Origin of the sequence: Xanthomonas maliensis, assembly GCF_009192945.1 — a bacterium.
In the GTDB taxonomy this organism is placed as follows: domain Bacteria; phylum Pseudomonadota; class Gammaproteobacteria; order Xanthomonadales; family Xanthomonadaceae; genus Xanthomonas; species Xanthomonas maliensis.
In genome coordinates this window covers 16750-38336 of sequence record NZ_NSET01000015.1, presented here as the reverse complement: position 1 = coordinate 38336, position 21587 = coordinate 16750, and the positions used below count along the sequence as shown (strand labels likewise).

The window sequence follows — 21587 nt, the reverse complement described above, 5'->3', positions numbered from 1 at the left end:
GCTCGGAATCCTCATGGACCACTCGTACACTGCGGTTCCTGCGCGCCGTCCGCGCCCACCTGACGACTGCTCGCTACGTTTTGTTAGCCGCTCTTAGTGCTGCGCCATCTCCGCCTCGATCGCCTCGGCACTGCGTGCCAGCGCATCGGTCAGGACGCGATGGCCGTCGGCGGTGATCAGCACATTGTCTTCGGTGCGGATGCCGATGCCGCGCCATTTCGGATCCACGCTGGTGTCGTCGGTCGACACGTACAACCCCGGTTCGATGGTGAACACCATGCCCGGCTCCAGCAGGCGCGACTCGCCGGCCAGGCGGTAGTCGCCGACGTCGTGGACGTCCAAGCCCAGCCAGTGACCGGTCTTGTGGCGATAAAAGCGCTTGTAATGCCCGTCGGCGATATTGCGTTCCAGCGTGCCCTTGAGCAAACCCAGTCGCAACAGACCTTCGGTCAGCGTCTCCACCGCCGCCAGGTGCCCCGCCTCGTAGGGCGTGCCTGGCCGCGCCTGCGCCAGCGCAGCCTCCTGCGCAGCACCCACCAACGCGTGCAGCGCGCGCTGGGCGGCAGTGAAGCGACCATTGATCGGGAACGTCCGGGTGATGTCGGCGGCGTAACCGCGGTATTCGGCCCCGGCATCGATCAGTACCAGCTCGCCATCGCGGCTGCGGGCATTGTTGGCGCGATAGTGCAGCACGCAGGCGTTGCTGCCGGCACCGACGATGCTCGAATATGCCGGCCACGCATCGGACGCGCGGAAGACCTGTTCCACCGCCGCCTGCAGTTCGTACTCGTGCACGCCCGGCCGCGCCAACCGATAGGCGGCACGGTGCGCGCGCACGCTGATATCGGCGGCCTGCTGCATCAAGGCGATTTCGTCGCGCGACTTGAACAACCGCTGCTCGTGCAGCAGATGCCCCAGCTCGAGGAATTCATGCGGCGGCTGGGCGCCATGGCGGACCTGCTCGCGTACGCGCTTGACCCAGCCGATCAGCTTCAGGTCGAAGTCCACGTCGCGCCCGAAGTGGTAGTAGACGCGGCTGCGTCCTTCCAACAGCCCGGGCAGGATGTCGTCGACATCGTCGATCGGGTACGCATCGTCCATGCCGTAGTGCGCGACCGCGCCTTCCTGCCCTTCGCGCGGCCCGTCCCAGGCCTCGCGCTCGACATCGCGCTCGCGGCAGAACAGGATCGCCTCGCCATGGCGGCGGCCAGGCACCAACACCAGCACCGCTTCCGGTTCGGGGAAACCGCTCAGGTACCAGAAGTCCGAATCCTGCCGATACGGGTAATGGGTGTCATGGCTGCGCACCCGCTCGGGTGCCGCCGGCAGGATCAGGATGGCCTGCTCCCCCGCCATCTCCATCAGCTGCTTGCGCCGCCGGGCGTATTCCGCCGCGCCGATCCCGGTCAGCTTCTTCATCAGTTCAGACGCTGCCGGTAGCGCGGCCCCATCACGCAGTCGCCATGCAGCAGCAACACCGCGACCCGCACGAATTCTTCGATCTCGGCCAGCGCGGTATCGTCCTCTTCGGCACTGTCGAAATCCTCGCTGGAGGCCTGCGCCAGCCGCGCCAGATCCTGCAAGGCCTCTTCGCCTTCCTCCGACAGCGCCGGGCGTTGTTGCGCAGCCAGCCCGAAGCCGCCGAGGAAGGCACGGCACCAGTCGAACAGCGCATCGGCACGCGCCGCCACCGCGGCGCCATCCTCGGCCAGCAGCAGTTCGAAGGCGAAGTCACGATCCTCCAGCTGCGCCACCGTCGCCTGGCGCATCCGGTCCAATGCCCCACCCGGGGGCGGCGCGACTTGCGCCCCATCGGCGAGGATCCGTGCCAGCCAATCGTCGCTGTCGGCACCGCCGCCGGCCAGCCAGCCACACAGGCCGCCATGCAGTTCCGCCGCGGAGGAGGCCAGCGCCAGCTGGCGACTTTCGTGTTGCACCGTGCCTACGTCAGGCAAATCCATCAGGGTATCCAGGCTGAGAGCGTAGAGCGCCAGTCGCTGGACCGGCGATGACCGGCAAGTTTAGCAAGCCGACCGTGCCTTGCCTGCCCGGCGCCGTTCCATGACGGGTTCCACGGGCCGCACCAGGGTGCCGCAGCGGAGCCGCGGCAGACCGGGCGAACAGCGCCGTCGACCGGCGCGCAAGCCTGCTTGACCGCTGCGCGGGCCGGCCCCTATCGTGCGCGCATGGACAATGCCGCCGCCCTCGCTCAACTCCGCGCACTCGCCGCCCGCGTGGATGCGCTGGTCGAGCGCAGCCAGCGCCTGAGCGAGGAAAACCGCAGCCTGCGCCATCAGCAGGAACAGTTGATCAGCGAGCGTTCGCAGCTGCTGAGCAAGAACGAACAGGCGCGCTCGCGGGTGGAAGCAATGATCGCGCGATTGAAGTCACTGGAGCAGCACACGTGAGCAGCAACGAGCCGGTCAGCGTCCGCATCCTCGACCGCGAGTACACCATCGGCGTCACTGCCGACGAACGCGAAAGTCTCACTGCAGCTGCGCGCCTGCTGGATCTGCGCATGCGCGAAATCCGTGGCAGCAATCGGATGGCGGCGGTCGACCGGGTCGCCGTGCTGGCGGCGCTCAATCTGGCGCACGAACTGCAGCAGTTGCGCGAGCAGCAAGCGCACTACGATCGCGAGCTCAACAGCACGCTGGACACGCTCAATCGCCGCCTGGACAGCGTTTCCGATACACCGCGTTGAAGTGCAATACGCACTGCCATCGCAAACATGAATCTCTTGCCGCATGCAGCCGACGAATGGGCTGGTCATGTGGCGTCAGAGAGCTATACTTCCTCCGCGTTCTCTGCTGTAAACGACAGCGTGTGCAAACATTCGCCTTGTCCCTTAATGACGACCACGGGGGCGCGACGAAGCCGGGTGTGCAAGTCCGCCTTGTAGCGGGAAGCCCGATGGCCTCACAACGTCCCCACTTGAACCTCGGGTTCAAGGTCGTTTCGCACGCATCGTCACCGCGGAGAATGCACGCTGAAACGGCGCCCTCAGGGCGCCGTTTCTTTTTGTGCTTGCGCTGGCGGCGTCGCAGCTGCGCTAGCCGATCGGCACTGGCCTCGCACAGCACAGCATGACGGCGCGTGCCCGCTGCGCTCGACACCGCCAACTTGCAACGTCAGCGTTGGATGCGCCCTCCGGCGAGAGGCCTTCAACCTCACCGGTCTTGCTGCTACCCATCCGATGGCGACGGCCTGCAGCCCCGCACAACCACGACATCCCGCTAGTCAGGCGCTGGCGCTGCACCGACAATGCCGCTTCCATCCTGGATGCTGCCGATGCCCGACGATCGCGATTCCCTGCGCCGACAATTGCGCGCACAACGCCGCGCGCTGCCGGCACCACAGCGATTGGCGGCGGCAGACGCGCTGGCAGAGCGGCTGCTGGCCTTGCCATTCGCGCCGCAGCAGGGCGCAGTGGCAGGCTATTGGGCGATGGATGGCGAGATCGCCCTGCACCGCTGGCAGCTGACCCTGCCGAGCGCCGTGCAGTACTGCCTGCCGGTCCTGGCCGATCGTGTGCTGCGCTTCGCGCCGTGGCGACCTGGCCAACCGCTGGTGAGCAATCGCTACGGCATTCCCGAACCGGATGTCGCGCTGTCCGAGACGCTGGCGGCCGAAGCGCTGACGTTGGTGGTGACGCCACTGACCGGGTTCGATGACGACTGCCGGCGGCTGGGCATGGGGGGCGGCTGGTATGATCGCAGCTTCGCGTTTCGGCATCGCCAGGCGCCGCCGCCCTGGCTGGTCGGCGTCGGCTTTGCCATGCAGCAGCTGCCCCGCGTGCCCTGCGACCATTGGGACGTAGCGGTGGATGCGATCTGCACCGAAGACGCCACCTTTCTCAATAGCGACCCCGTTTCCGCATGACTGCCCGCAAGCGCTACTGGTTGATGAAGTCCGAGCCGGACACCTTCTCCATCGATGACCTGGCCCGGGTTGGTACCGAACCGTGGAACGGGGTGCGCAACTACCAGGCACGCAACTTCATGCGCGACGGCATGCAGGTAGGCGACGGCGTGCTGTTCTACCATTCCAATTGCAAGGTGCCCGGCATCGTCGGTCTCGCCAAGGTCGCCAGCGCCGCCTACCCGGACGACACCCAGTTCGATCCGACATCCGATTACCACGATCCCAGGTCCAGCCGCGAAGACCCGCGCTGGGTGCTGGTGGACGTGGCGTTCGAGCGCAAGCTGGCGCGCACCATCGCGCTGGACGAGATCAAGCAGCACGCCGAGGCGCTGGGCGAAGGGTTTGCGCTGATCGCGCGCGGCAACCGGCTGTCGATCCTGCCGGTGACCGCCGCGCAGTGGAAGCTGCTGCTGGGCCTGGAGTAACCGTGCGCGGTGCGGGACGCATCGCTGCCCGCGCCATCGCCTGACTCACGCTGACCTCTCCCGAATCCCGAACTCCAACCCCGAATCCCGAGCTCAACTATGTCCGACGCAAAACGCCTTGCCGCCGAGAAGGCGATCGACTACGTGGAAGACGGCATGATCGTCGGAGTCGGCACCGGCTCCACGGTCGCCTACTTCATCGATGCGCTGGGCCGCATCGGCCATCGCATCAAGGGCGCGGTCTCCAGCTCCGAACAGAGCACCGCGCGCCTGCGTCAGCACGGCATCGAGGTGCTCGACCTCAACCACACCGGCAACCTGTCGCTGTATGTGGACGGCGCCGACGAGTGCGACCCCAACCGCTGCCTGATCAAGGGCGGCGGCGCAGCGCTGACCCGCGAGAAGATCATCGCCGAGGCCAGCGAACGCTTCATCTGCATCATCGATCCGAGCAAGCAGGTGCCGGTGCTGGGCACGTTCCCGTTGCCGATCGAGGTGATTCCGATGGCGCGCAGCCTGGTCGCGCGGCAGATCCTTGCGCAGACCGGCGGCCAGCCGGTCTGGCGCGATGGCGTGGTGACCGACAACGGCAACATGGTGCTGGACGTACACCATCTGCAAATCACCGACCCGGTGGCACTGGAGCGCAGCCTCAACCAGATCCCCGGCGTGGTCTGCGTTGGCCTGTTCGCCCGCCGCCCGGCCGACGTGGTGATCGTCGGCGGCGAACCGCCGCGCGTGCTGTAGATCGCACAGCTGCATCGACGGTGCGTCGCGGCTGTGACGCACCGGCAGTTGGACCTGCAGGCCATCCGCGCGCCTGCCATCAGCTCTGGCTTTGAGCACGTCCAGGTCGGCTTGCGGACTGCGCACCAGCAGCAAGCAAACGTTGCCGCCATCGCCACATCAGCGACGCTTGCATCACCGCCGCAGCCCGCACGCCGCGCGCGCAGGAACGCTCAGCGCTTGACCAGCGCCTGCACCAGTTCCCCCACCAGCTCACGCTGCTTGGGCGACAGCGTGAGAAAGGCTTCGATGATCTGGCGCTCGCGGACGCCAACGCCGGCCGGCCAGGCCGACCCCGGCTCGGCGACGCGCCGACTGCCGCCGCCATAGCGCAATTGCTGCGGCTCCACGCCGAACAGACTGGCCAGGACCTGCAGGCGATCCTGCTCGGGAATGGCCAACCCGCGCAGCCAGCGCGAGACTGTCTGGAAGGTCACCGACGCCCCGCGGTAACGCGCATTGAACAGCCGGAACAACACCGCCGGACGCGGCTCGTAGCCGGCCGCCCGCATCGCCTCGCTCAATCGTCGGGAAAACTGCTGCCGCTCCTCGCTCATGCCCCGGAACGTTACGGAGCACGTTCAACCATGTTTCACTATTGACGCACAGTGTGATTAACTTATCGCGTTCAATCAACCCATGCTTGTCGCCTGGGCGACAAGACCACCGGCCCGGCCAACGGCATACGGATCTGCCATGGACGCTCGCACCCCGATCTACCGCCCACCACCGCTGGCATTCCTGCACTGCGACTATCGGCAGCGGTACGCGCCCGTGCTGGCGCAGCACCCGGATCGTCCGATCGCCATCGCCGAGCTGTGCCTGTTCCGCTGCTGGTTGGCCAGCAGTGCGTACTGGCAATTGCATGGCACGCGCGATGGCGCAGCCGGCCCAGTGACGTGGCCGTTGCCGCCCGGATGGGCATTGCCACGGCAGGCCGACGGCCAGCCGATCGAACCGTTGCTCGGTGGCGGCTGGCTGGACATGTCCGCAGCCAGCCGCTTCGATCTGTACAGCGCGTTTTTCCTGCTGGGCCGGCACAGCGACGATCCACAGGGATTGCAGGCGGTCTCGCTAGCGCTGGGCTGTCAGTTGTTCGTGCAGCCGCCTGGCAGGCTGCAGGACTGGCTCACTGCCGAGACGCGCAGCGGATTCAGCCAGTTGCTGCGTCTGCTGGCTTGACGTCTCTGCACCGCTTGTCCGAAGGTGCAGCGTCTCTTGCCGCTTGTCCTGCCCATGTATCGTCTTTGTCTTGTCGTGCTTGCCCTGTCGATCCTGCTTGGCGGCTGCGCCAGTCACGGCCGGCCCTGGATCGAGTTGAACGGCACGCGCTATGCGGTGGAGCTGGCACGCAACGACGCCGAGCGCGCACAGGGACTGATGTTCCGCGACGCGCTGGCAGACGACCACGGCATGCTGTTCATCCACGACCGCGAGGAGCCGCTGGCGTACTGGATGAAGAACACCAAGATCGCGCTCGACATCCTGTACTTCGACAACCAGCTGCGCCTGGTGTCGCAGCAGCGCGATGTGCCGCCCTGCTCGGCTGGCGACGCCTGCCCGCCCTATCCGAGCAAGCGGCCTGCGCGCTATGTGCTGGAGCTCAACGCCGGACAGGCCGCCAAGCTGAATCTGCGCGACGGCACCGTCCTCGCCCTCAGTCCGGACATCCCGAAAGCGAAGTGATGACGCTGTTTGCGGCATCTCCTGTCAGGAAGTGCCGGACTTGAACCACGCGCCAGTTGCCGACACTCTTGTTCCATGGTCGATATGCTTCCCCTGCCCAATTGGACGGCGCTCGCCAATCTCGACGACGAGGCGGTGCCGTTGATGTCCACCGCGCTGCTGATCGCGCGCGACGAGTATCCGCAGCTGGATGCCGAGCTGTACGACACGCTGGTGCAGAGCCACGTCGAGCACTTGCGTCGCGAGGTCGACACCATCGACCTGTGGCCGCTGAAAATGGCTGCCGTCAATCGCTATCTGTTCGACGAATTGGGTTACTCGGGCAACCATGACGAGTACTACGACCCGCGCAACAGCTATCTCAACGAAGTATTCGAGCGTCGCCTGGGCAATCCGATCTCGCTGGCGATGGTGCAGATCGAGGTGGCGCGCCGGCTCGGCATCCCACTGTCCGGGGTGTCCTTCCCTGGCCATTTCCTGGTGCGGCTGCCGGTGGACGACGGCGTGCTGGTGATGGATCCCTTCAACGGCGGCCGTCCGCTCGGCGTGGACGAACTGCGCGAGCGTGCACGACCGCATCTGGGCGGAGAGATTCCCGACGATCGCGCGCTGGCGCAGATTCTCGACCCGGCACCGCATCGCGCCATCCTGATCCGGGTGCTGCGCAACCTGCACGGCGTGTACGCCGATGCCGAGCACTGGGACCGCGCCGCCCGCAGCGCCGACCGCATTCTCAAGCTGGTGCCGGATCAACCCGAGGCCTTGCGCGATCGCGGCATGGCCTATCTGCACCTGGGACACCGCAGTGGCGCCCGCCACGATCTGACCCGTTATTTGCTACTCAATCCTGGCGCGCAGGATGCAGGCAGCCTGCACGAACACCTGGTCGAGTTGAACAGCCAGCGCGCTCGGGCGCACTGACTGTGCCAACAGGGAACCGAGAAGTTACCTAGTTGGGAGGCTTACCCTGGGGAGATCTGGGCACCTGATAAGAGGTTATGTATTCGCCATTTGCGCCGTATATAACCACAATATTGTAATTGGCATCACTGTAGACGACCTGCGCACTACAAGGGCAGTTCGCCTGAGCCGTCATCATCCCATTTGACTGCATCATCGCGCTTTGCGAATTAGGCACTATGGGCAGCTGAGATGCCGCGCCCGGCACAAGGGATAACACCGCCAATACGTCATTATTGAGAGCATTGATCTGGACGAACTTAAGTCCGGCTTTTTCGAAAACATACACCTTAAATTTTGGCGACAAACTCAGATTCGCCTTGCCTGCGGGCAAACGCTCGCCCATCCCTTGAATCAGATCCTGCTGGCTGGAAGTGAAACAAAACACCTCGAATGGAATTGCAGAACACAAAAGCAACAGCATTAAGCGCGACGGTAGCCTCAACATAAATTCCTTTTATTATTGAATAATTTTCCAGGGCTACGTCTTATTCCAAGCAGATGCCAATCCTGGAGCGATCGGCGACCGCCACCGGAGAGTACGCTTCAGAAGTTCCAGCTTCAACTCCTACACGCAAAAAACTCAACGAACGATCAAACCCATCACTTTAAATATATTATATATAACCCATCTCTTATTACTTCCTCAGTCGATCTCCACCATCTCGAAATCGTCTTTGGTGACGCCACAATCCGGGCAGGTCCAGCTGTCGGGAACATCTTCCCAGCGCGTGCCCGGCGCGATGCCTTCCTCCGGCAGTCCGTCGGCCTCGTTGTAGAGGAAGCCGCAGACGACGCACATCCAGGTGCGGTAGGTGGTCGTGGAGGTCTCGCTCATCGGATAATCGCGGTCACGCAACGGTGGGACGGCATTGTCCCATCCCGCCCCCGCTTCCGGAAGCGCTGCCATGCCCGACCTGCGCGACGCCCGCGGCGTCTACCTGATCACCCCCGACACGCTGGACACCGACGGCTTGCTGGCGCGCACGCGACCGCTGCTGTCGCACGTGGCGTGCCTGCAGTACCGCAACAAACAGGCCGATCCCGCCACCCGCCTGACACAGGCGCGCCTGTTGCGACAGGCCTGCGCGACGCATGGCGTACCGCTGATCATCAACGACGATGCGCAATTGGCGGCGGAGGTCGACGCCCAGGGCGTTCACCTGGGCGAGGACGATGGCGAGGTGGCCGCCGCGCGCGCACTGCTGGGGCCACAGGCGATCATCGGCGTGTCCTGCTACGACGCGCTGCCACGCGCGCATGCCGCGGCCGCCGCCGGCGCCAGCTACGTGGCCTTTGGCGCCTTCTTCCCGACCACCACCAAGGCCACCACGCGCCGGGCAACGCCTGCGCTGCTGCAACAGGCAGCCACGCTGGGGCTGCCGCGGGTGGCGATCGGCGGCATCGGCCCGGCGCACGTCCCGGCGCTGGTCGCCGCCGGTGCCGAGCTGATTGCCGTGGTCAGCGGCATCTATGCCGCTGCCGATCCGCTGGCCGCATTGCAGGCTTATCACGCGGGCCTTACCGCCTTGCCCGGCGCGTGATGCGCGCTGCTGCGTCAGCGGCGCCAGCGCGGTGCCGCCGCCGCTGCCAGCGCTAGAAATCGTAGCTCAACGTCACCCGGCCCGAGCGCGGCGCCTGGTAGGCAACGGCCTGGTTCCATAGGGGATTGACCGTGTTGTCGGGCAGCTGCGAGAACGGGTAGATGTTGGTGGCCGTCTGCTCGTTGGTGACATTGAACACGTCCAGCCGCAGCGCCAGCTTGCCGTCGGCGAATGCCGGCTTGTAGGTCACGCCGAGGTCGAGTTGGGCGATCCAGCCCAGCCGCCCCTGCGAGCCCGGCGGCGAGGGATCGCCCTGCCCGGTTTGCGGGTTGTAGCAGTAGTGATAGGGCCCACCGGTGATGGCGCTGCCGCCATAGCCGGCCGGATCGCGGCCCGGGTAGGTGTCGCCGTAGTAATTGCCCAGGCAGTTGTGCGGCGCGCCGGAGATCAGGCTGAAGTTGGCCGAGGCGCCCCATTGCGGAGTGAACTGGTAATAGCCGAACAGCTTGAGCTGGTGACGATGGTCGTTGGACTGATCGCCATTGAAGTGCTCCATCAGCGCCGCATGGTCCCAGCTCTGCGTGGTCGAGACCGAGGCCTGGCCCTGGTAGCTCCCCAGCGCACCGCCGGTGCGCCACAGATCCGAGCGCACCTGACCTTCGGTGGTCCCGTAGCTGTGCGACCACACGTAGTTGACCTTGGCGTACCACTGGCCGTCGAACGGGCGCTCCAGGTTGAATTCCAGCGCCGAATAATTGCGCTTGAACTTCGGGAACCCGGCGGCCTGGCGGCTCACCGCGACCTCATGGAACTGGCCGTCGGTGCCGATGACGCCCCAGGTGTTGGTCTGCCCGGGGTTGATCAGCGCTGCACCGGCGACCTTGGAGAAGTCGATGGTCACGCCCTGCGCGGCGGCGGCGTCGATCAACGCGGTATTGGAGACGTCGTAGTTCTGGTCGTCGATGCCGGCATTGAGCCGGCGATGGGTACCGCGCACGCCGAACACCCAGCCGCTGTCCAATTGCTTGGTCAGGCCGAGGATCAGCTCGTCCTGATTTTCGCCTTCGATGTCCTTGACCACCGCCGTGCGCACATCGGCGATGCGGCCGAAGCGCGAGTTGGCCGAGACCGCCGAGCCCAGTTGTTGCGACAGGATCGGGGTGCCGTCGGCATTGATGCCGCTGTAGGTGTAGTAGGTGTCGGTGGTGGTGGCCGGCGTGAACAGGCTCACCGCCGACAACGGCAGACCGAGGTAGTAGCGCCCCAGGTTGCCGAACACTTTCAGGCTGGAATCGCCGTTGACGTCCCAGCTGAAGCCCAGGCGCGGCGCCCAGGCATTGTCGACCCGGATGTAGGGATCGCCGAATGGGGTGTAATTGGTGAACTCATCCTTGCGCAGGCCCAGGCTGAGCAGCAGGTTGTCGGTGACCTGCCACTTGTCTTCGATGTAGTAGGCGCGTTGCTTGGCCTCGTAGGAGTACAGGCTGGTGTTGATATTGCGCACCACGTAGTAGCCACTGCCGCCGTAGACCGGATCGACCAGGCCGGGGCTCGGCGCGCCGACACCGCCGGCCTCGTTGGCGGATTGGCTCACCAAGCCACCGGTGGCCAGCCCGTTGGGATCGTTGGTCTGGCCGTAGGTCCACGCATAGCCCGGGCCGGACAGCACCGAGCCGACGTCGACCCCTTCGGATTTCTGGTTGTCGATGCCGACGTTGAGGGTGTGGTCGCCGAGGCGCCACTCCAGGTTCAGGCGCTGGTTGTCCTTCTTGTACTCGCGATCGGGCGAGCTGACCGAGGTGACCAGCTGATTGCCGATGCGCGGCGTGCCGCCGGTGTAAGCGGGATTCTGCAATGCCGCGCTGTTGATCACCGGCCCATTGCTGGCAGCGTAATTGAACGGGGTCAGTTCGTCCGGCGTGGTCATCTTGCCGTACAGGGCGGTCACCGTCAGGGTATCGCTGAGATAGCCGGTGTATTTGCCGGAGAACAGGGTCGGCCCGGTCTTCCAGTGGGACTCGTTGGTCAGATAGCTGCCACGCTCGCGAGCGAGATAGTCGTAGCCGTAGATGGCGCCGTCGGTCTCGGCCACGTCGCTGGCGCCGGTCAGTTCGATCAGATGGTTGTCGGTGATGTTCCAGTCCACCTTGGCGTACCAGCGCTTTTGCCGGTACGTGTAGTCGGTCAGCCCACCGGTGCGGCCATTGTCCGAATCGCGATTGGAGGCCACCCGCACGCCATCCGAATCCACCTGCTCGGCCGCCAGGAAGAAGAACAGCTTGTCCTGGATGATCGGGCCACCGACGTAGGCACTGTAGGTCGTCTGATTGGCTTCGGCTGCGCTCTGCGGCTGGTACAGGCCATTGGCTGCGCGGGCATAGCGGTAGGCGGCGTTGTTGATGGTGCTGGCCTGGCTGTCCGGCCGCCAGTAGATGTCGCGCTGGTTGGCGCGCAAACCGTTCGGTTCCCAGATCACCGCCGCGCCGAACTTCCACTGGTTGGTGCCGCGCTTGCCGATCTGATTGATCACACCGCCATTTGAGCGGCCGTACTGAGCGCCATAGCCGCCGGTGAAGATTTCCTGCTGATCGATCGCGCCGTAGGGCAGGGTCAATCCACCGAGGTTGTTGCTTGTGGAAGTGGTGTTGAACCCGTTGAGGTAATAGGCGTTCTCGCTGGCGGCCGAGCCGCCGAAGCTGGGCAGCGAGCCGCCGAGCGGGCCGTTGTCGAAGCCACCGCTGTTGACCACCACGCCCGGCGCCAGCAACGCGATCGCCTCGGCGGTGCGCCCCAGCGGCAACTGCGCCAGTTGCTCGGCGGTCACCACGGTGCGGGTATCGACGCTGCTGACGTCGATGGTGGCCAGGCTGGCAGCGCTCACGGTGACGCTGTCCAGGGTTTGCACGCCGCTCCCCGCGGCGCTGGCGGCGAACGAGACGTCGGTGTTGGCGCCAACGGTGATGGCGACGTTCTCGCGTGTCTCCACCACCGCCCCGTCGCGCTTGACGGTGACCTTGTAGGTCCCCAGCGGGAGATTGCCGGCGCTGTAGCGTCCGCGCGCATCCACTGGCACCTCACGGCTGAAGCCGCTGTTGTTCTCCACCAGCACGCTGCTGCCAGCCCCTTCGCCGACGCTGCCGACGATGCTGCCGGTGGTGGATTGCGCCTGCGCGGCGCCCATTGCAACCAGCAACGCCATGGCCAAGGCGCGCCTGTGCGTACGACGATTCATGCTCTCTCCTCGCTCTGAAAACGGTGGATCCATGGGGAGGGCGCCAAGGCGGCACCCTTTCACACTGTGTGAAGGCTGGCCCTAGCGCGCCAATAACCGCAGGCCATGAGCTCATGCCGATCACCCCGACCGGCAGCGGATCGATCTTGCGCAGTCGCCGGCGGCTACCCAGCGCCTGCGACGGGTAGGTCCCCTGGCGACGGGTAGGCGGATGGCGGCCGAAGCCTGACAATGGCGCTGCCGGCCGCGCCGCCCCGACCCCACCTGCCCGCCCCCAAGGACCGCTCATGAACCACACCCGCTCCCACGCCCTGTTCGCCCAGGCGCAGACCCTGCTGCCCGGCGGCGTCAACTCCCCGGTGCGGGCGTTCAAGTCGGTCGGCGGCGAGCCGTTCTTCGTGGCGCGGGCCGATGGGCCCTACCTGTTCGACGTCGACGGCAACCGCTATATCGACTACGTCGGCTCCTGGGGCCCGATGATTGCCGGCCACAACCACCCGGCGGTCCGCGAGGCGGTGGAGCGCGCGATCCGCGACGGCCTGTCGTTCGGCGCGCCCTGCGCCGCCGAGGTCACCATGGCCGAGACGATCACCCGCCTGGTACCGTCCTGCGAGATGGTGCGCATGGTCAACTCCGGCACCGAGGCCACGCTGTCGGCGATCCGCCTGGCGCGCGGGGCCACCGGGCGCAACCGCATCGTCAAGTTCGAAGGGTGCTACCACGGCCACGGCGATTCGTTCCTGGTCAAGGCCGGCAGCGGCATGCTGACCCTGGGCGTGCCGACCTCGCCCGGGGTGCCGGCCGGGCTGAGCGAGCTGACCGCCACGCTCAGCTACAACGACTTCGAGGGCGCCACCGCCCTGTTCGACGAGATCGGTGCCGACATCGCGGCGGTGATCATCGAGCCGGTGGTCGGCAACGCCAACTGCATCCCGCCGCGTGCCGGCTACCTGCAACACCTGCGCACGCTGTGCTCGCGGCACGGCGCGCTGCTGATCTTCGACGAAGTGATGACCGGCTTCCGCGTCGCATTGGGCGGCGCGCAGGCGCACTACGGCGTCACCCCGGATCTGACCACCTTCGGCAAGATCATCGGCGGTGGCATGCCGGTGGGCGCTTATGGCGGTCGCCGCGATCTGATGGAGCAAATCGCCCCGTCCGGCCCGATCTATCAGGCCGGCACCCTGTCGGGCAATCCGGTGGCGATGGCCGCTGGCCTGGCCATGCTGGAGCTGGTGCAGGCACCGGGCTTCCATGCGCGCCTGAGCGAAAGCACCCGCAGCCTCTGCGAAGGTTTGGAAGATGCCGCGCACGCCGCCGGCGTGGCCGTCACGACCACCCAGGTCGGCGGCATGTTCGGGCTGTTCTTCACCGACCAGATCGTCGAGAGCTACGCCCAGGCGACCGCCTGCGACACCACCACCTTCAACCGCTTCTTCCACGCGATGCTGGTGCGTGGAGTCTATCTGGCACCGTCGGCCTACGAGGCCGGCTTCGTCTCCAGCGCGCACGACGACGCCATCATCGAGGCGACCCTGGCCGCGGCGCACGAGGCGTTCGTCGAAGTCACGCGCTGAATACGCGCCAGGCCATAGCGGGCCTTTGCTTTTGTGTTGTCGCTGTCATACCTTCGTCATCGATGCCAATGGATGGGCATGGGTGGGGACCCACGAAGCAACCCGGTACGGACGCTGTCGCCCTTTCGGTGACGCGCCCGTCCGCGTGGTGGCTTCATTGTGTCGCCCAGCGTGTCGGTGGAGACGCGGGCGACGTCCGCTCGCCCCCATCCTCGCCTCATGCCCAAGCCTGTTGCGTTGCTTACTCCGCGCCCGTCGCCGCCGCGCGATACCGGCCTCCCCGATTGGTTGTTCGCCGGCAAGCTGGATCCGCCCCCAGTGGGCGTCGGCGATGTGGTGCGCACTGGTTTGCTGGACGCCTTGGACCGGGCGCAGGCACGGCCACTGACCCTGCTGCTGGCGCCTCCCGGCTTCGGCAAGAGCACGGTGCTGGCGCAATGGCATGCGCAGCTGTCGACGCGCGCGCCAGGCACCGCGGCCTGGCTGTCGCTGGATGAGCAGGACAGCGAACCTACGCGGTTTCTCGGCTATCTGGCGTTGGCGCTGCAACGCGCCGGTGCCGACCCCATCGTGTGCGCACCGGCGCTGCAACACCGCAATGGCGATCCGCGCGATGCGCTGGGCGCGCTGTTGCGGGCCGTGCAGGCGGTACCGCAGCGCATCAGCGTGCTGATCGACGACTACGATCGCGCCAGCCATGCGGCCCTCGACGAGCTGCTGCTGCGGTTGATCACCCATGCAGGAGGGCGCTTGCATCTGCTGCTGTCCACCCGCCGCGTGCCGAGCCTGCCACTGGCACGGCTGGAATTGCACGACCAGCTCACCCGGATCGGCAGCGCGCAGCTGGCCTTGAACGTCGAGGAGGTGCAGGCGTTGCTGGGACCGCAGGTGGCTGCATCGCGGGTGGACGAACTGTGCCGCTACACCGAAGGGTGGCCGGTCGCGCTGCAGCTGGCGCGCCTGTGGCTGGATGGCAGTCCGCAACGCCAGCAGGACATGGCCGCGCGCTTCTCGGGACGTCATGCACAGATCGCCGCGTACCTGACCGAGCAAATCGTCGACGACCTGGATGCAGACAGCCGCGACCTGCTACTGCGCACCAGCATGCTGGAGCGCCTCACTGCCGGGTTGGCCGATGCGGTGCGCCAGCGCGAGGACAGTGGACGTTTGCTGGCCCGGCTGGACCACTTCCATGGCCTGTTGATCCCACTCGATGGCGAGCGCGAATGGTTTCGCTACCACCCGCTGTTCGCCGATTTCCTGCAGCAACTGCTCGAACGCGAACATCCCGGCAGCACCGCGCACTTGCATCAACGTGCCGCACGCTGGTTCGGCGAGCAGCAGCTGCTGGCCGAGGCGGTGCGCCACGCCGCGCACGGCCACTGCCCCGAGCTCGCGGCCAGCTACGTGGCGCGCGCCGGCACCTGGCAGCTGTTGCTGACCCATGGCACTGATCCGGTGCGCGCGCTGCTGCGCCATTTCGACCACCGGACAATCCGCGACACGCCTGCGCTCAATCTCACCCAGGCGCATTTGCATCTGAAGCTAGGCGAGTACAGCCACGCGCGCCTGTTGCTGGAGCGCTTCCGCGACCTGCCCGCGGCGCTACGCGAACCGCTACAACGCGACTACACCGTGGTGGTGGCCTTGCTGCGCGATCGCCTGGACGAGATCTGCAGCAATCCGCATGGGCTGGCGCAGATCGCCGGGCAAGCCGCCGCGCTGGATGCGGACGATCATCTCAGCCGCGGCATGCTGTTGTGCATCTGCGCCAGCACCGCCTTGGCCCAGGGGGCCTTTGCGCTGAGCGAGCGCTATGCGCAGGACGCGCGCGCAGCGATGGCGCGCGGTGGTAGCGCACTGGGAAGCGCACATGCGCTGCTGGTGCTCGGACACAGCCAGTTCTACCGCGGCCGGCTGAGCGAAGCCGCAGCCTGCTATCAACACGCACTCAATGCCAGCCTGCACGCAGCCCCGCCCGATCGCGTGCTGCAGGCCACCGCACACTGCCTGCTGGCACAGTTGCATCACGAACGCGGCCACCACGACGACGCCGCCGATCTATTGCACCCAGCGCTGGACATCCTGGAACAGCACGACGGCGCGGTGGACGTGCTGGCGGCAGGGTACGAAACCGCGCTGGGGCTGGCGCGACTGCGCGACCGCAGCGGTCGCAGCGCGGCCGCCCTGCTCGAACACGTCGAGCAGATCGCCCACGGTCGCAAGCTGACGCGACTGTCGGAACTGACGACCGCCTGGCGGCTGATGCTGTTGCTCGAACACCCAGGCGCGTCTGCCATCGATGCGCTGATTGCACGTACCGGCGGTGAAGCCGCGCTGGCACACACTTTACGCTGCCCGCACCGCTGGCGCGACCGTGCAGCGATGGGCTTTGCGCTGGCACGCTGGCATCGGCTGGCAGGGCGCAGCAATGCGGCCTTGAGCATCCTGGACCAGTTGGAACACGCCTGCCTGGCCAACGACAACCTGTGCCACCTGGCACGCGTGCGTGCGCGCATCGCGCTGGTACTGCAACAACGCGGCGAACTCGACGCGGCCCTGCCCTATCTGTACAGCGCGTTGGAGCATGTGGCGCTGACCCAAAGCTGGCAGGCAATCGCCGAACTGGGACTGCCCGCCAAGGCAATGCTGCGTTCGCTGCGCCAGCACGATGCGCAAACCATGGGGGGCACCACCCGTGCCCTCACCATCCAGGCCTTGCTCGACCGCCTCAGCGACGACGACACACCGGCCCACGCCCTTTTCAGCGAACGCGAGCTGGAAGTGCTGAATCACCTGGCGCGTGGCTATTCCAACAAACGGATTGCGCGCTGTCTGCACCTGTCGGAAAACACCGTCAAGTTCCACCTGAAGAACCTGTATCGCAAACTCGACGCCCGCAGCCGCGCAAGCGCACTGGCACAGGCAGCGCAGCGCGGGCTGTTGCAGGCCGAGCAGATGGGGCCCGACACGCCGCCAGTGCCCTGACGTCGCTTTAGCCCAGCCGCAGCACGGCCGCTGCTGCCAGCCCCTGCGTTGCGTATGCCATCAACCGAAGCGCAACGTGCCCTTCATCATCGCCCAGTGCCCTGGAAACGAGCAGAAGAACGTGTAGGCGTCGCCCTTGCTCAGCTTGCTGGTGGAAAACGTCACCGTGGCGGTCTGGCCACCACCGATGACCTTGGTGGCGGCGATCACCCGCGGATCGCCCTTGGGCAGATAGCTGTCGGCGATGCTCGAGCGCATCCCGGCGTTGGCCACCGGTTGAAAATCGGCGGTCTTGGTCAGCACCCAGTTGTGCCCCATCACCGTGGCGGCGAGCTTGCCGGTATGGGTGAGCGTGACGGTCACCTCGGTGCAATCCGGCGCGATGGCGATCGCGCCCTGGTCAAACTTCATCTGATCGTTGCCGGCGATGGCCACCGCGCAGGTCTTTGCCCATGCCGTCGGCGCCAGCGCCAGCAAGCCGATCACGGCGATTGTCGAAAACTGCTTCAAAACGTACTCCTGAGTAGAAGGATCGAACGATCTGCGTGCTCCTTGCCAGGCTGGCGTGCGCCAGCCCGTCGTGCCGACGTCGGTGCGGCGAGGGTAGCGCCAAGGCACATCGTGCCAACAGCGCGCGTGGCGGTTCAAGCGCAGCTTGCACCGCTAGGCGTCGTGGACGAATGCCGAGATCGGCGTCGGCAGCTCGGCGCTGAAGCGAGGCGATGGCAGTGGGCCGCGCTCGCCGGCCATCACCTGCATGAAGGCCTGCTTGAAGCGGAGCATGTCCTCGGGCGTGCCGACGGTGATGCGCGACCAGGTCGGCCAGATCGGCCAGCTGCGCCCGACAAACACGCCAAAGCTGGCCATTGCCTCCTTGAAGTCGCTCGCCGGCCGCTTCACGTCGACCATGAAGCAATTGCTTTCGGACTCGGTGCAGGCGTAGCCGTGTGCGCGCAGGAACGCGATCACGTCGGTTCGCGTGGCCGCGGTGCGCGTACGCCGCTGCGGAACCAGCGCGGCGTCGCGCAGGCTGGCCAGGCCAGCGGCCACCGCCGTCACCGGCAGGCTGTTGACACTGTAGAACTTCAGCTTGGCCAGCAGGTCGGGCCGCGCCGCCGCATAGCCCAGGCGAATGCCAGCCATGCCGTAGAGCTTGGAGAAGGTTCGCAGCACCACCACATCCTCACCGGCGGCCACCATGTCCACCACGCTCTGGGTACTCCGCGCAAAGTGGATATAGGCTTCGTCCACCACCAGAATGCTGCCCTTGGGCTTATGCGCAAGTGCGTAGTCCAGGTCCTTGCGCGCCGTCACCGAGCCGGTGGGATTATTGGGATTGCAGATGTAGATCACGCCGGCATTCGCATCGGCACGGCACATCGCCTGCACGTCGTGCGAGAAATCCGCCCGTAACGGCACCTTGATCAGCTTGGCACCGTTACGGCCGGCTGCACGCCAGCCGGACTCGTAGGTGGGATCGGCCGTGACCAGCGCCGCGGTCGGCGAGGTGAACGCCAGCATCGTGTAGTCCAGCGGTTCGGTGGAACCGGCATAGGCCATCAAGTGATCGACCGGCAACGTGAGCTCGGTCGCCAGAGCGCGCATCAGCTCCTGCTGCAACTCGCCCAAATAGCGCCCCCCTTGCGGCACGATCTTTGCGATCGCCGCGATCGCGGCCGGACACGGGCCATCGGGAAATTCGTTGGAATCGATCATCACCGACGGCGGTGGCAACGCCGCCGTGCGTTCGGCGGCAACCGCCAGGCTGGGCAGCGCCGCGCCGACGCCGGTCGCACCGGCGAGCCACGCGGAATCGCGCAGGAACCTGCGACGTGAAAGTACGACGTTCATGCTCACCTCCAGCAAAAAAGGGACCGCTCAGGGACGCACGGCAACGACTTCGATCTCCACCCGGTACAGCGGATTGCCTAATGCTGCGATCTGGAACGCCGAACGTGCCGGCAGATTGGGCTGCGCCTTGGTACCGAAATACTGCCGGTAGCCTTCCATGAAGCCATTGAAATCCATCTTCCCCCCCAATGCCGGATCACCCACCAGAAATACCTGCATCTTCACCACATCGCCCATGCCCAGGCCCAAGGCTTCGAGTTGTTGCTTGATCTGCGCCAGCACGCTGAGCGTCTGCGCCTTGGTGTCGCCATAGGCAGCGGGAGAATCCTTGGGCGCACTGGCATCCACCACCGCCGGCACCTTGCCGCTGACGTAGACGGTCGCCTTGCCGGCAGGCACCTCGACGGCGGCAGCAATCGGGAAATCGCTGTTGGGAATCTTGTGCCGGATCACCTCGGCCGCATGGGCAATGGGGACGCTTCCACAACACAGCACGGCAACGGTGGCAGCAACGACGGCAGAACGGAACATGGCGACTCCTTGCAAGAGAGAGGGATCAGTGGCGTAGCAGCTTGACGTCGTCGACAGTGACGGCCTCGGCATGATCGTTGCCGAAATGGGTGCGCACATAGATCACCACGTCGGCGACCTGACGATCGTTGAGCAGGTCAGCGAAGCCGGGCATGCCGGCATGCCCGTCGAGCACCATCATGGTGACGTACGGCGCGGCGGCGAGCTTGGGATTGTCGACCAGCGATGGGTATTCGCCGGCGCCCTGTGCGCCGGTTCCGGCAGGCATGTGACAGCCCTGGCAGATCGCGCGGTAGACCTGCTCCCCGGACGCAGCGGCAACGCCTTTCTGCGCAGACAGCGGGGTGGCATCGGAGCTTTGCGCCTGCGCCGCCGGCAGGGCCGGCGGCAGCAACAGGCCGACGACGGACAGCGCGACAAGTGCAGCCAACACACGGGGGAGCGGAATCATGCACGACCTCCTTGCGCAAGCACCTTGCGATGCAGCCGGCCCACCACATCGTGGGCGGACAGGATCGCGCCCTCCTGCCAAGCAGGGATGTAGGACACGTGTTCACCCGCCAGCGCCAGGCGGCCATCGATCTGGCACAACGGAGCGTAATGCTCCGCGCGCGCCTCTTCGCTCCACATGCCGAAACAGCCATGGGTAAACGGCACCCGATGCCAGCCGACCGCGATGCCGTTTTCGAACTCGCGCGGATACTGCGGATGCAGCTGGCTGCCGTACTCGACCGCCTTGCGGACACGCTGCTCCGGTGGCATCGAGGTGAATTGGTAGGCATCCATGCCCCACATATAGCCACCCAGCAACACGCCCTTGCCTGGGCTGTGATAGCCGGTACTGGGATAACTGATCAGCGTGATCGGCAAGTCGGTATAGCTGATACCGCCGTAGATCGCCTCATCCTCTTCCCAGAACCGGCGTTTGAATTGCAGACCCACCTTGACCGAGGCCGCATAAGGCACTTGGCCGATCGCGCTGGTCATCGCATCGCTTGCGGTGACCGGAATTCGGCTCAGGATCGACAACGGAATCGTGCAGATGCACCAGTCGGCGCGTGCCACCTGCGCGCTGCCTGGTCGGCTGAGGTCCTGCCAGGCGACCCGCACGCCATCGCCATCCTGATCGATGCCGGTGACCTTGGCGTTATAGGTGATGGTACCGCCAAGCTGGCGCGCGAACGCCTTGCCGATTTGGTCCATGCCACCGATCGGCTGGAACATGGTGGTCTGCATTTCGTAGTTATTGCCGGCCGCCAGCGTGGTCCATAGCCGCGAGCGCAACACATCCTGCACGCCGAACGGCTGCGAGAACTCGGGCTTGCCGGATAGCCCACCGCCGGGATAGCGCGCAAAACCCCGGCGCTCGCTGCTTTCCTTGCCCTTGACGTAGCCGAACTGGCGATCGAGCGCCCCCCAGATGCGCAGCGATTCGAGCAGGATCTGCTGGTCTTCGACACTGACCAATGCGTCCAGTGCATGCTGTTGCGTGCACTTTGCCAGTAACTCGGCCACATGCCCCTTGTAGTCGGCATCGATGGCGCGAAAGCGCTGCGGTTTGCCGCCGAAGCCATGCTGGCTGTGCAACAGGGCGTTGTAGTTGACCTGATTGAACGCCTCCAGCGCCACTCCGAACTGCTTGCAGTAGCTCAGCACCGCGCGATGGTGATGCGGGATGCGCCAGGGGCCTGGATTGAGGTAGTGGCCCTGGTCGAACTGGCAGTGCTGGCTGGCACCGCCAAGCTCGGTGTAGCGATCGCCCCCGCGCAGGGTCCAGTTACGACCGCCAGGGCGGGCGTTGTATTCCAGGATCTGCACGCGATAGCCGGCCTTGCGCAGCTCGAAGGCGGCGGTCATGCCAGCCAGACCTGCGCCCAGGATCAGCACCGAGGCGCCCTTGGGATCTCCATCCAGCTGCAGCGGGCCGGTAAAACTGGATTCGGCCGCCATGCCCAGACTGCTCATGGCCTGGTACATCAGCGCGCCGCCGGCGCTGATGCCGATGCGGGCGAGCAGTTGCCGCCGTGTCATCGCCCCGGTGTGATTGCCTTGCATCAACGCATCGTCCTTTCAGTCATGACTC

At 65.8% G+C, this 21587-nt stretch carries 22 protein-coding genes and 2 other RNA genes; 13 read left to right on the top strand and 11 right to left on the bottom strand.

Going from position 1 to position 21587, the window contains the following annotated elements; all coding sequences use genetic code 11:
• The first annotated feature begins 13 nt into the window (after window positions 1-13).
• Window positions 14-89, top strand: a non-coding RNA gene (locus CKY51_RS04270) — sX9 sRNA.
• Between the two features lie 4 nt (window positions 90-93).
• Here the strand turns inward: CKY51_RS04270 and CKY51_RS04265 are convergent.
• Together CKY51_RS04265 and CKY51_RS04260 are read right to left on the bottom strand one after the other, a co-directional pair.
• On the bottom strand, window positions 94-1419 hold the full coding sequence (locus CKY51_RS04265; protein WP_022972894.1) for an aminopeptidase P N-terminal domain-containing protein: 1326 nt from the start codon (window positions 1417-1419) through the stop codon (window positions 94-96).
• A complete protein-coding gene (locus CKY51_RS04260; RefSeq protein ID WP_022972895.1) occupies window positions 1419-1961 on the bottom strand; it encodes a YecA/YgfB family protein in 543 nt (180 codons plus the stop codon). The genes CKY51_RS04265 and CKY51_RS04260 overlap by 1 nt, the downstream gene beginning before the upstream one ends.
• Window positions 1962-2186: 225 nt before the next feature.
• Between CKY51_RS04260 and CKY51_RS04255 the strand changes: the two genes are divergently transcribed.
• From CKY51_RS04255 to rpiA, 6 genes are all read left to right on the top strand, one after another.
• The gene (locus tag CKY51_RS04255; protein WP_031340052.1) at window positions 2187-2408 is read left to right on the top strand and encodes a TIGR02449 family protein; all 222 of its coding nucleotides are present in this window, start codon (window positions 2187-2189) and stop codon (window positions 2406-2408) included.
• Window positions 2405-2704: a cell division protein ZapA gene (locus tag CKY51_RS04250; protein WP_022972897.1), complete on the top strand. Its 300-nt coding sequence runs from the start codon at window positions 2405-2407 to the stop codon at window positions 2702-2704. The genes CKY51_RS04255 and CKY51_RS04250 overlap by 4 nt, the downstream gene beginning before the upstream one ends.
• A gap of 97 nt (window positions 2705-2801) precedes the next feature.
• A non-coding RNA gene (gene ssrS, locus CKY51_RS04245) (6S RNA) lies at window positions 2802-2986 on the top strand.
• 305 nt (window positions 2987-3291) lie between these two features.
• Window positions 3292-3882 (top strand): 5-formyltetrahydrofolate cyclo-ligase, encoded by a 591-nt coding sequence (locus tag CKY51_RS04240; RefSeq protein ID WP_031340054.1) that lies wholly within the window; start codon window positions 3292-3294, stop codon window positions 3880-3882.
• Window positions 3879-4349, top strand: a complete 471-nt coding sequence (locus CKY51_RS04235; protein WP_022972899.1) for an EVE domain-containing protein — start codon at window positions 3879-3881, stop codon at window positions 4347-4349. Before CKY51_RS04240 ends, CKY51_RS04235 begins: the two co-directional genes overlap by 4 nt.
• 99 nt (window positions 4350-4448) lie before the next feature.
• Window positions 4449-5096, top strand: a complete 648-nt coding sequence (gene rpiA / locus CKY51_RS04230; RefSeq protein WP_022972900.1) for a ribose-5-phosphate isomerase RpiA — start codon at window positions 4449-4451, stop codon at window positions 5094-5096.
• Between the two features lie 212 nt (window positions 5097-5308).
• Here the strand turns inward: rpiA and CKY51_RS04225 are convergent, their stop codons facing one another.
• Window positions 5309-5692 (bottom strand): helix-turn-helix domain-containing protein, encoded by a 384-nt coding sequence (locus CKY51_RS04225; RefSeq protein WP_022972901.1) that lies wholly within the window; start codon window positions 5690-5692, stop codon window positions 5309-5311.
• Window positions 5693-5831: 139 nt separating this feature from the next.
• Here CKY51_RS04225 and CKY51_RS04220 point away from each other — a divergent pair, with 139 nt between their 5' ends.
• From CKY51_RS04220 to CKY51_RS04210, 3 genes are all read left to right on the top strand, one after another.
• Window positions 5832-6317, top strand: a complete 486-nt coding sequence (locus tag CKY51_RS04220) for a hypothetical protein (protein WP_022972902.1) — start codon at window positions 5832-5834, stop codon at window positions 6315-6317.
• Between the two features lie 54 nt (window positions 6318-6371).
• A complete protein-coding gene (locus tag CKY51_RS04215; RefSeq protein ID WP_022972903.1) occupies window positions 6372-6821 on the top strand; it encodes a DUF192 domain-containing protein in 450 nt (149 codons plus the stop codon).
• A 75-nt stretch (window positions 6822-6896) separates the two neighbouring features.
• Window positions 6897-7742, top strand: coding sequence for a SirB1 family protein (locus CKY51_RS04210; RefSeq protein WP_152248929.1), 846 nt, complete (start codon window positions 6897-6899; stop codon window positions 7740-7742).
• A 28-nt stretch (window positions 7743-7770) separates the two neighbouring features.
• On the opposite strand, the gene CKY51_RS04205 is transcribed toward CKY51_RS04210, so the two are convergent.
• Window positions 7771-8205, bottom strand: coding sequence for a hypothetical protein (locus CKY51_RS04205; protein ID WP_244952511.1), 435 nt, complete (start codon window positions 8203-8205; stop codon window positions 7771-7773).
• Between the two features lie 222 nt (window positions 8206-8427).
• Complete coding sequence (locus tag CKY51_RS04200) at window positions 8428-8691, bottom strand: rubredoxin (RefSeq protein ID WP_081641398.1); 264 nt, start codon at window positions 8689-8691, stop codon at window positions 8428-8430.
• On the opposite strand from CKY51_RS04200, the gene thiE reads away from it, so the two are divergent.
• Window positions 8690-9325, top strand: coding sequence for a thiamine phosphate synthase (gene thiE, locus CKY51_RS04195; protein ID WP_022972681.1), 636 nt, complete (start codon window positions 8690-8692; stop codon window positions 9323-9325). The genes CKY51_RS04200 and thiE overlap by 2 nt on opposite strands.
• A 52-nt stretch (window positions 9326-9377) precedes the next feature.
• Here thiE and CKY51_RS22365 read toward each other — a convergent pair whose 3' ends face one another.
• On the bottom strand, window positions 9378-12557 hold the full coding sequence (locus CKY51_RS22365) for a TonB-dependent receptor domain-containing protein (protein ID WP_170292289.1): 3180 nt from the start codon (window positions 12555-12557) through the stop codon (window positions 9378-9380).
• A 287-nt stretch (window positions 12558-12844) separates the two neighbouring features.
• On the opposite strand from CKY51_RS22365, the gene hemL reads away from it, so the two are divergent.
• Together hemL and CKY51_RS04180 are read left to right on the top strand one after the other, a co-directional pair.
• Window positions 12845-14134, top strand: coding sequence for a glutamate-1-semialdehyde 2,1-aminomutase (gene hemL, locus CKY51_RS04185; RefSeq protein ID WP_022972679.1), 1290 nt, complete (start codon window positions 12845-12847; stop codon window positions 14132-14134).
• Between the two features lie 219 nt (window positions 14135-14353).
• Entirely contained in the window at window positions 14354-17122 is a 2769-nt protein-coding gene (locus CKY51_RS04180; protein ID WP_022972678.1) for a winged helix-turn-helix domain-containing protein, read from the top strand.
• Between the two features lie 60 nt (window positions 17123-17182).
• Here CKY51_RS04180 and azu read toward each other — a convergent pair whose 3' ends face one another.
• From azu to CKY51_RS04155, 5 genes are all read right to left on the bottom strand, one after another.
• Window positions 17183-17632, bottom strand: a complete 450-nt coding sequence (azu, locus tag CKY51_RS04175; protein WP_022972677.1) for an azurin — start codon at window positions 17630-17632, stop codon at window positions 17183-17185.
• 153 nt (window positions 17633-17785) lie between these two features.
• Window positions 17786-18973, bottom strand: coding sequence for a pyridoxal phosphate-dependent aminotransferase (locus CKY51_RS04170; RefSeq protein WP_152248928.1), 1188 nt, complete (start codon window positions 18971-18973; stop codon window positions 17786-17788).
• A gap of 27 nt (window positions 18974-19000) precedes the next feature.
• Window positions 19001-19504, bottom strand: coding sequence for a RidA family protein (locus tag CKY51_RS04165; protein WP_022972674.1), 504 nt, complete (start codon window positions 19502-19504; stop codon window positions 19001-19003).
• A gap of 25 nt (window positions 19505-19529) precedes the next feature.
• Complete coding sequence (locus tag CKY51_RS04160) at window positions 19530-19955, bottom strand: c-type cytochrome (protein ID WP_022972673.1); 426 nt, start codon at window positions 19953-19955, stop codon at window positions 19530-19532.
• A complete protein-coding gene (locus CKY51_RS04155; RefSeq protein ID WP_170292288.1) occupies window positions 19952-21559 on the bottom strand; it encodes an NAD(P)/FAD-dependent oxidoreductase in 1608 nt (535 codons plus the stop codon). Before CKY51_RS04155 ends, CKY51_RS04160 begins: the two co-directional genes overlap by 4 nt.
• Between the last annotated feature and the right edge of the window lie 28 nt (window positions 21560-21587).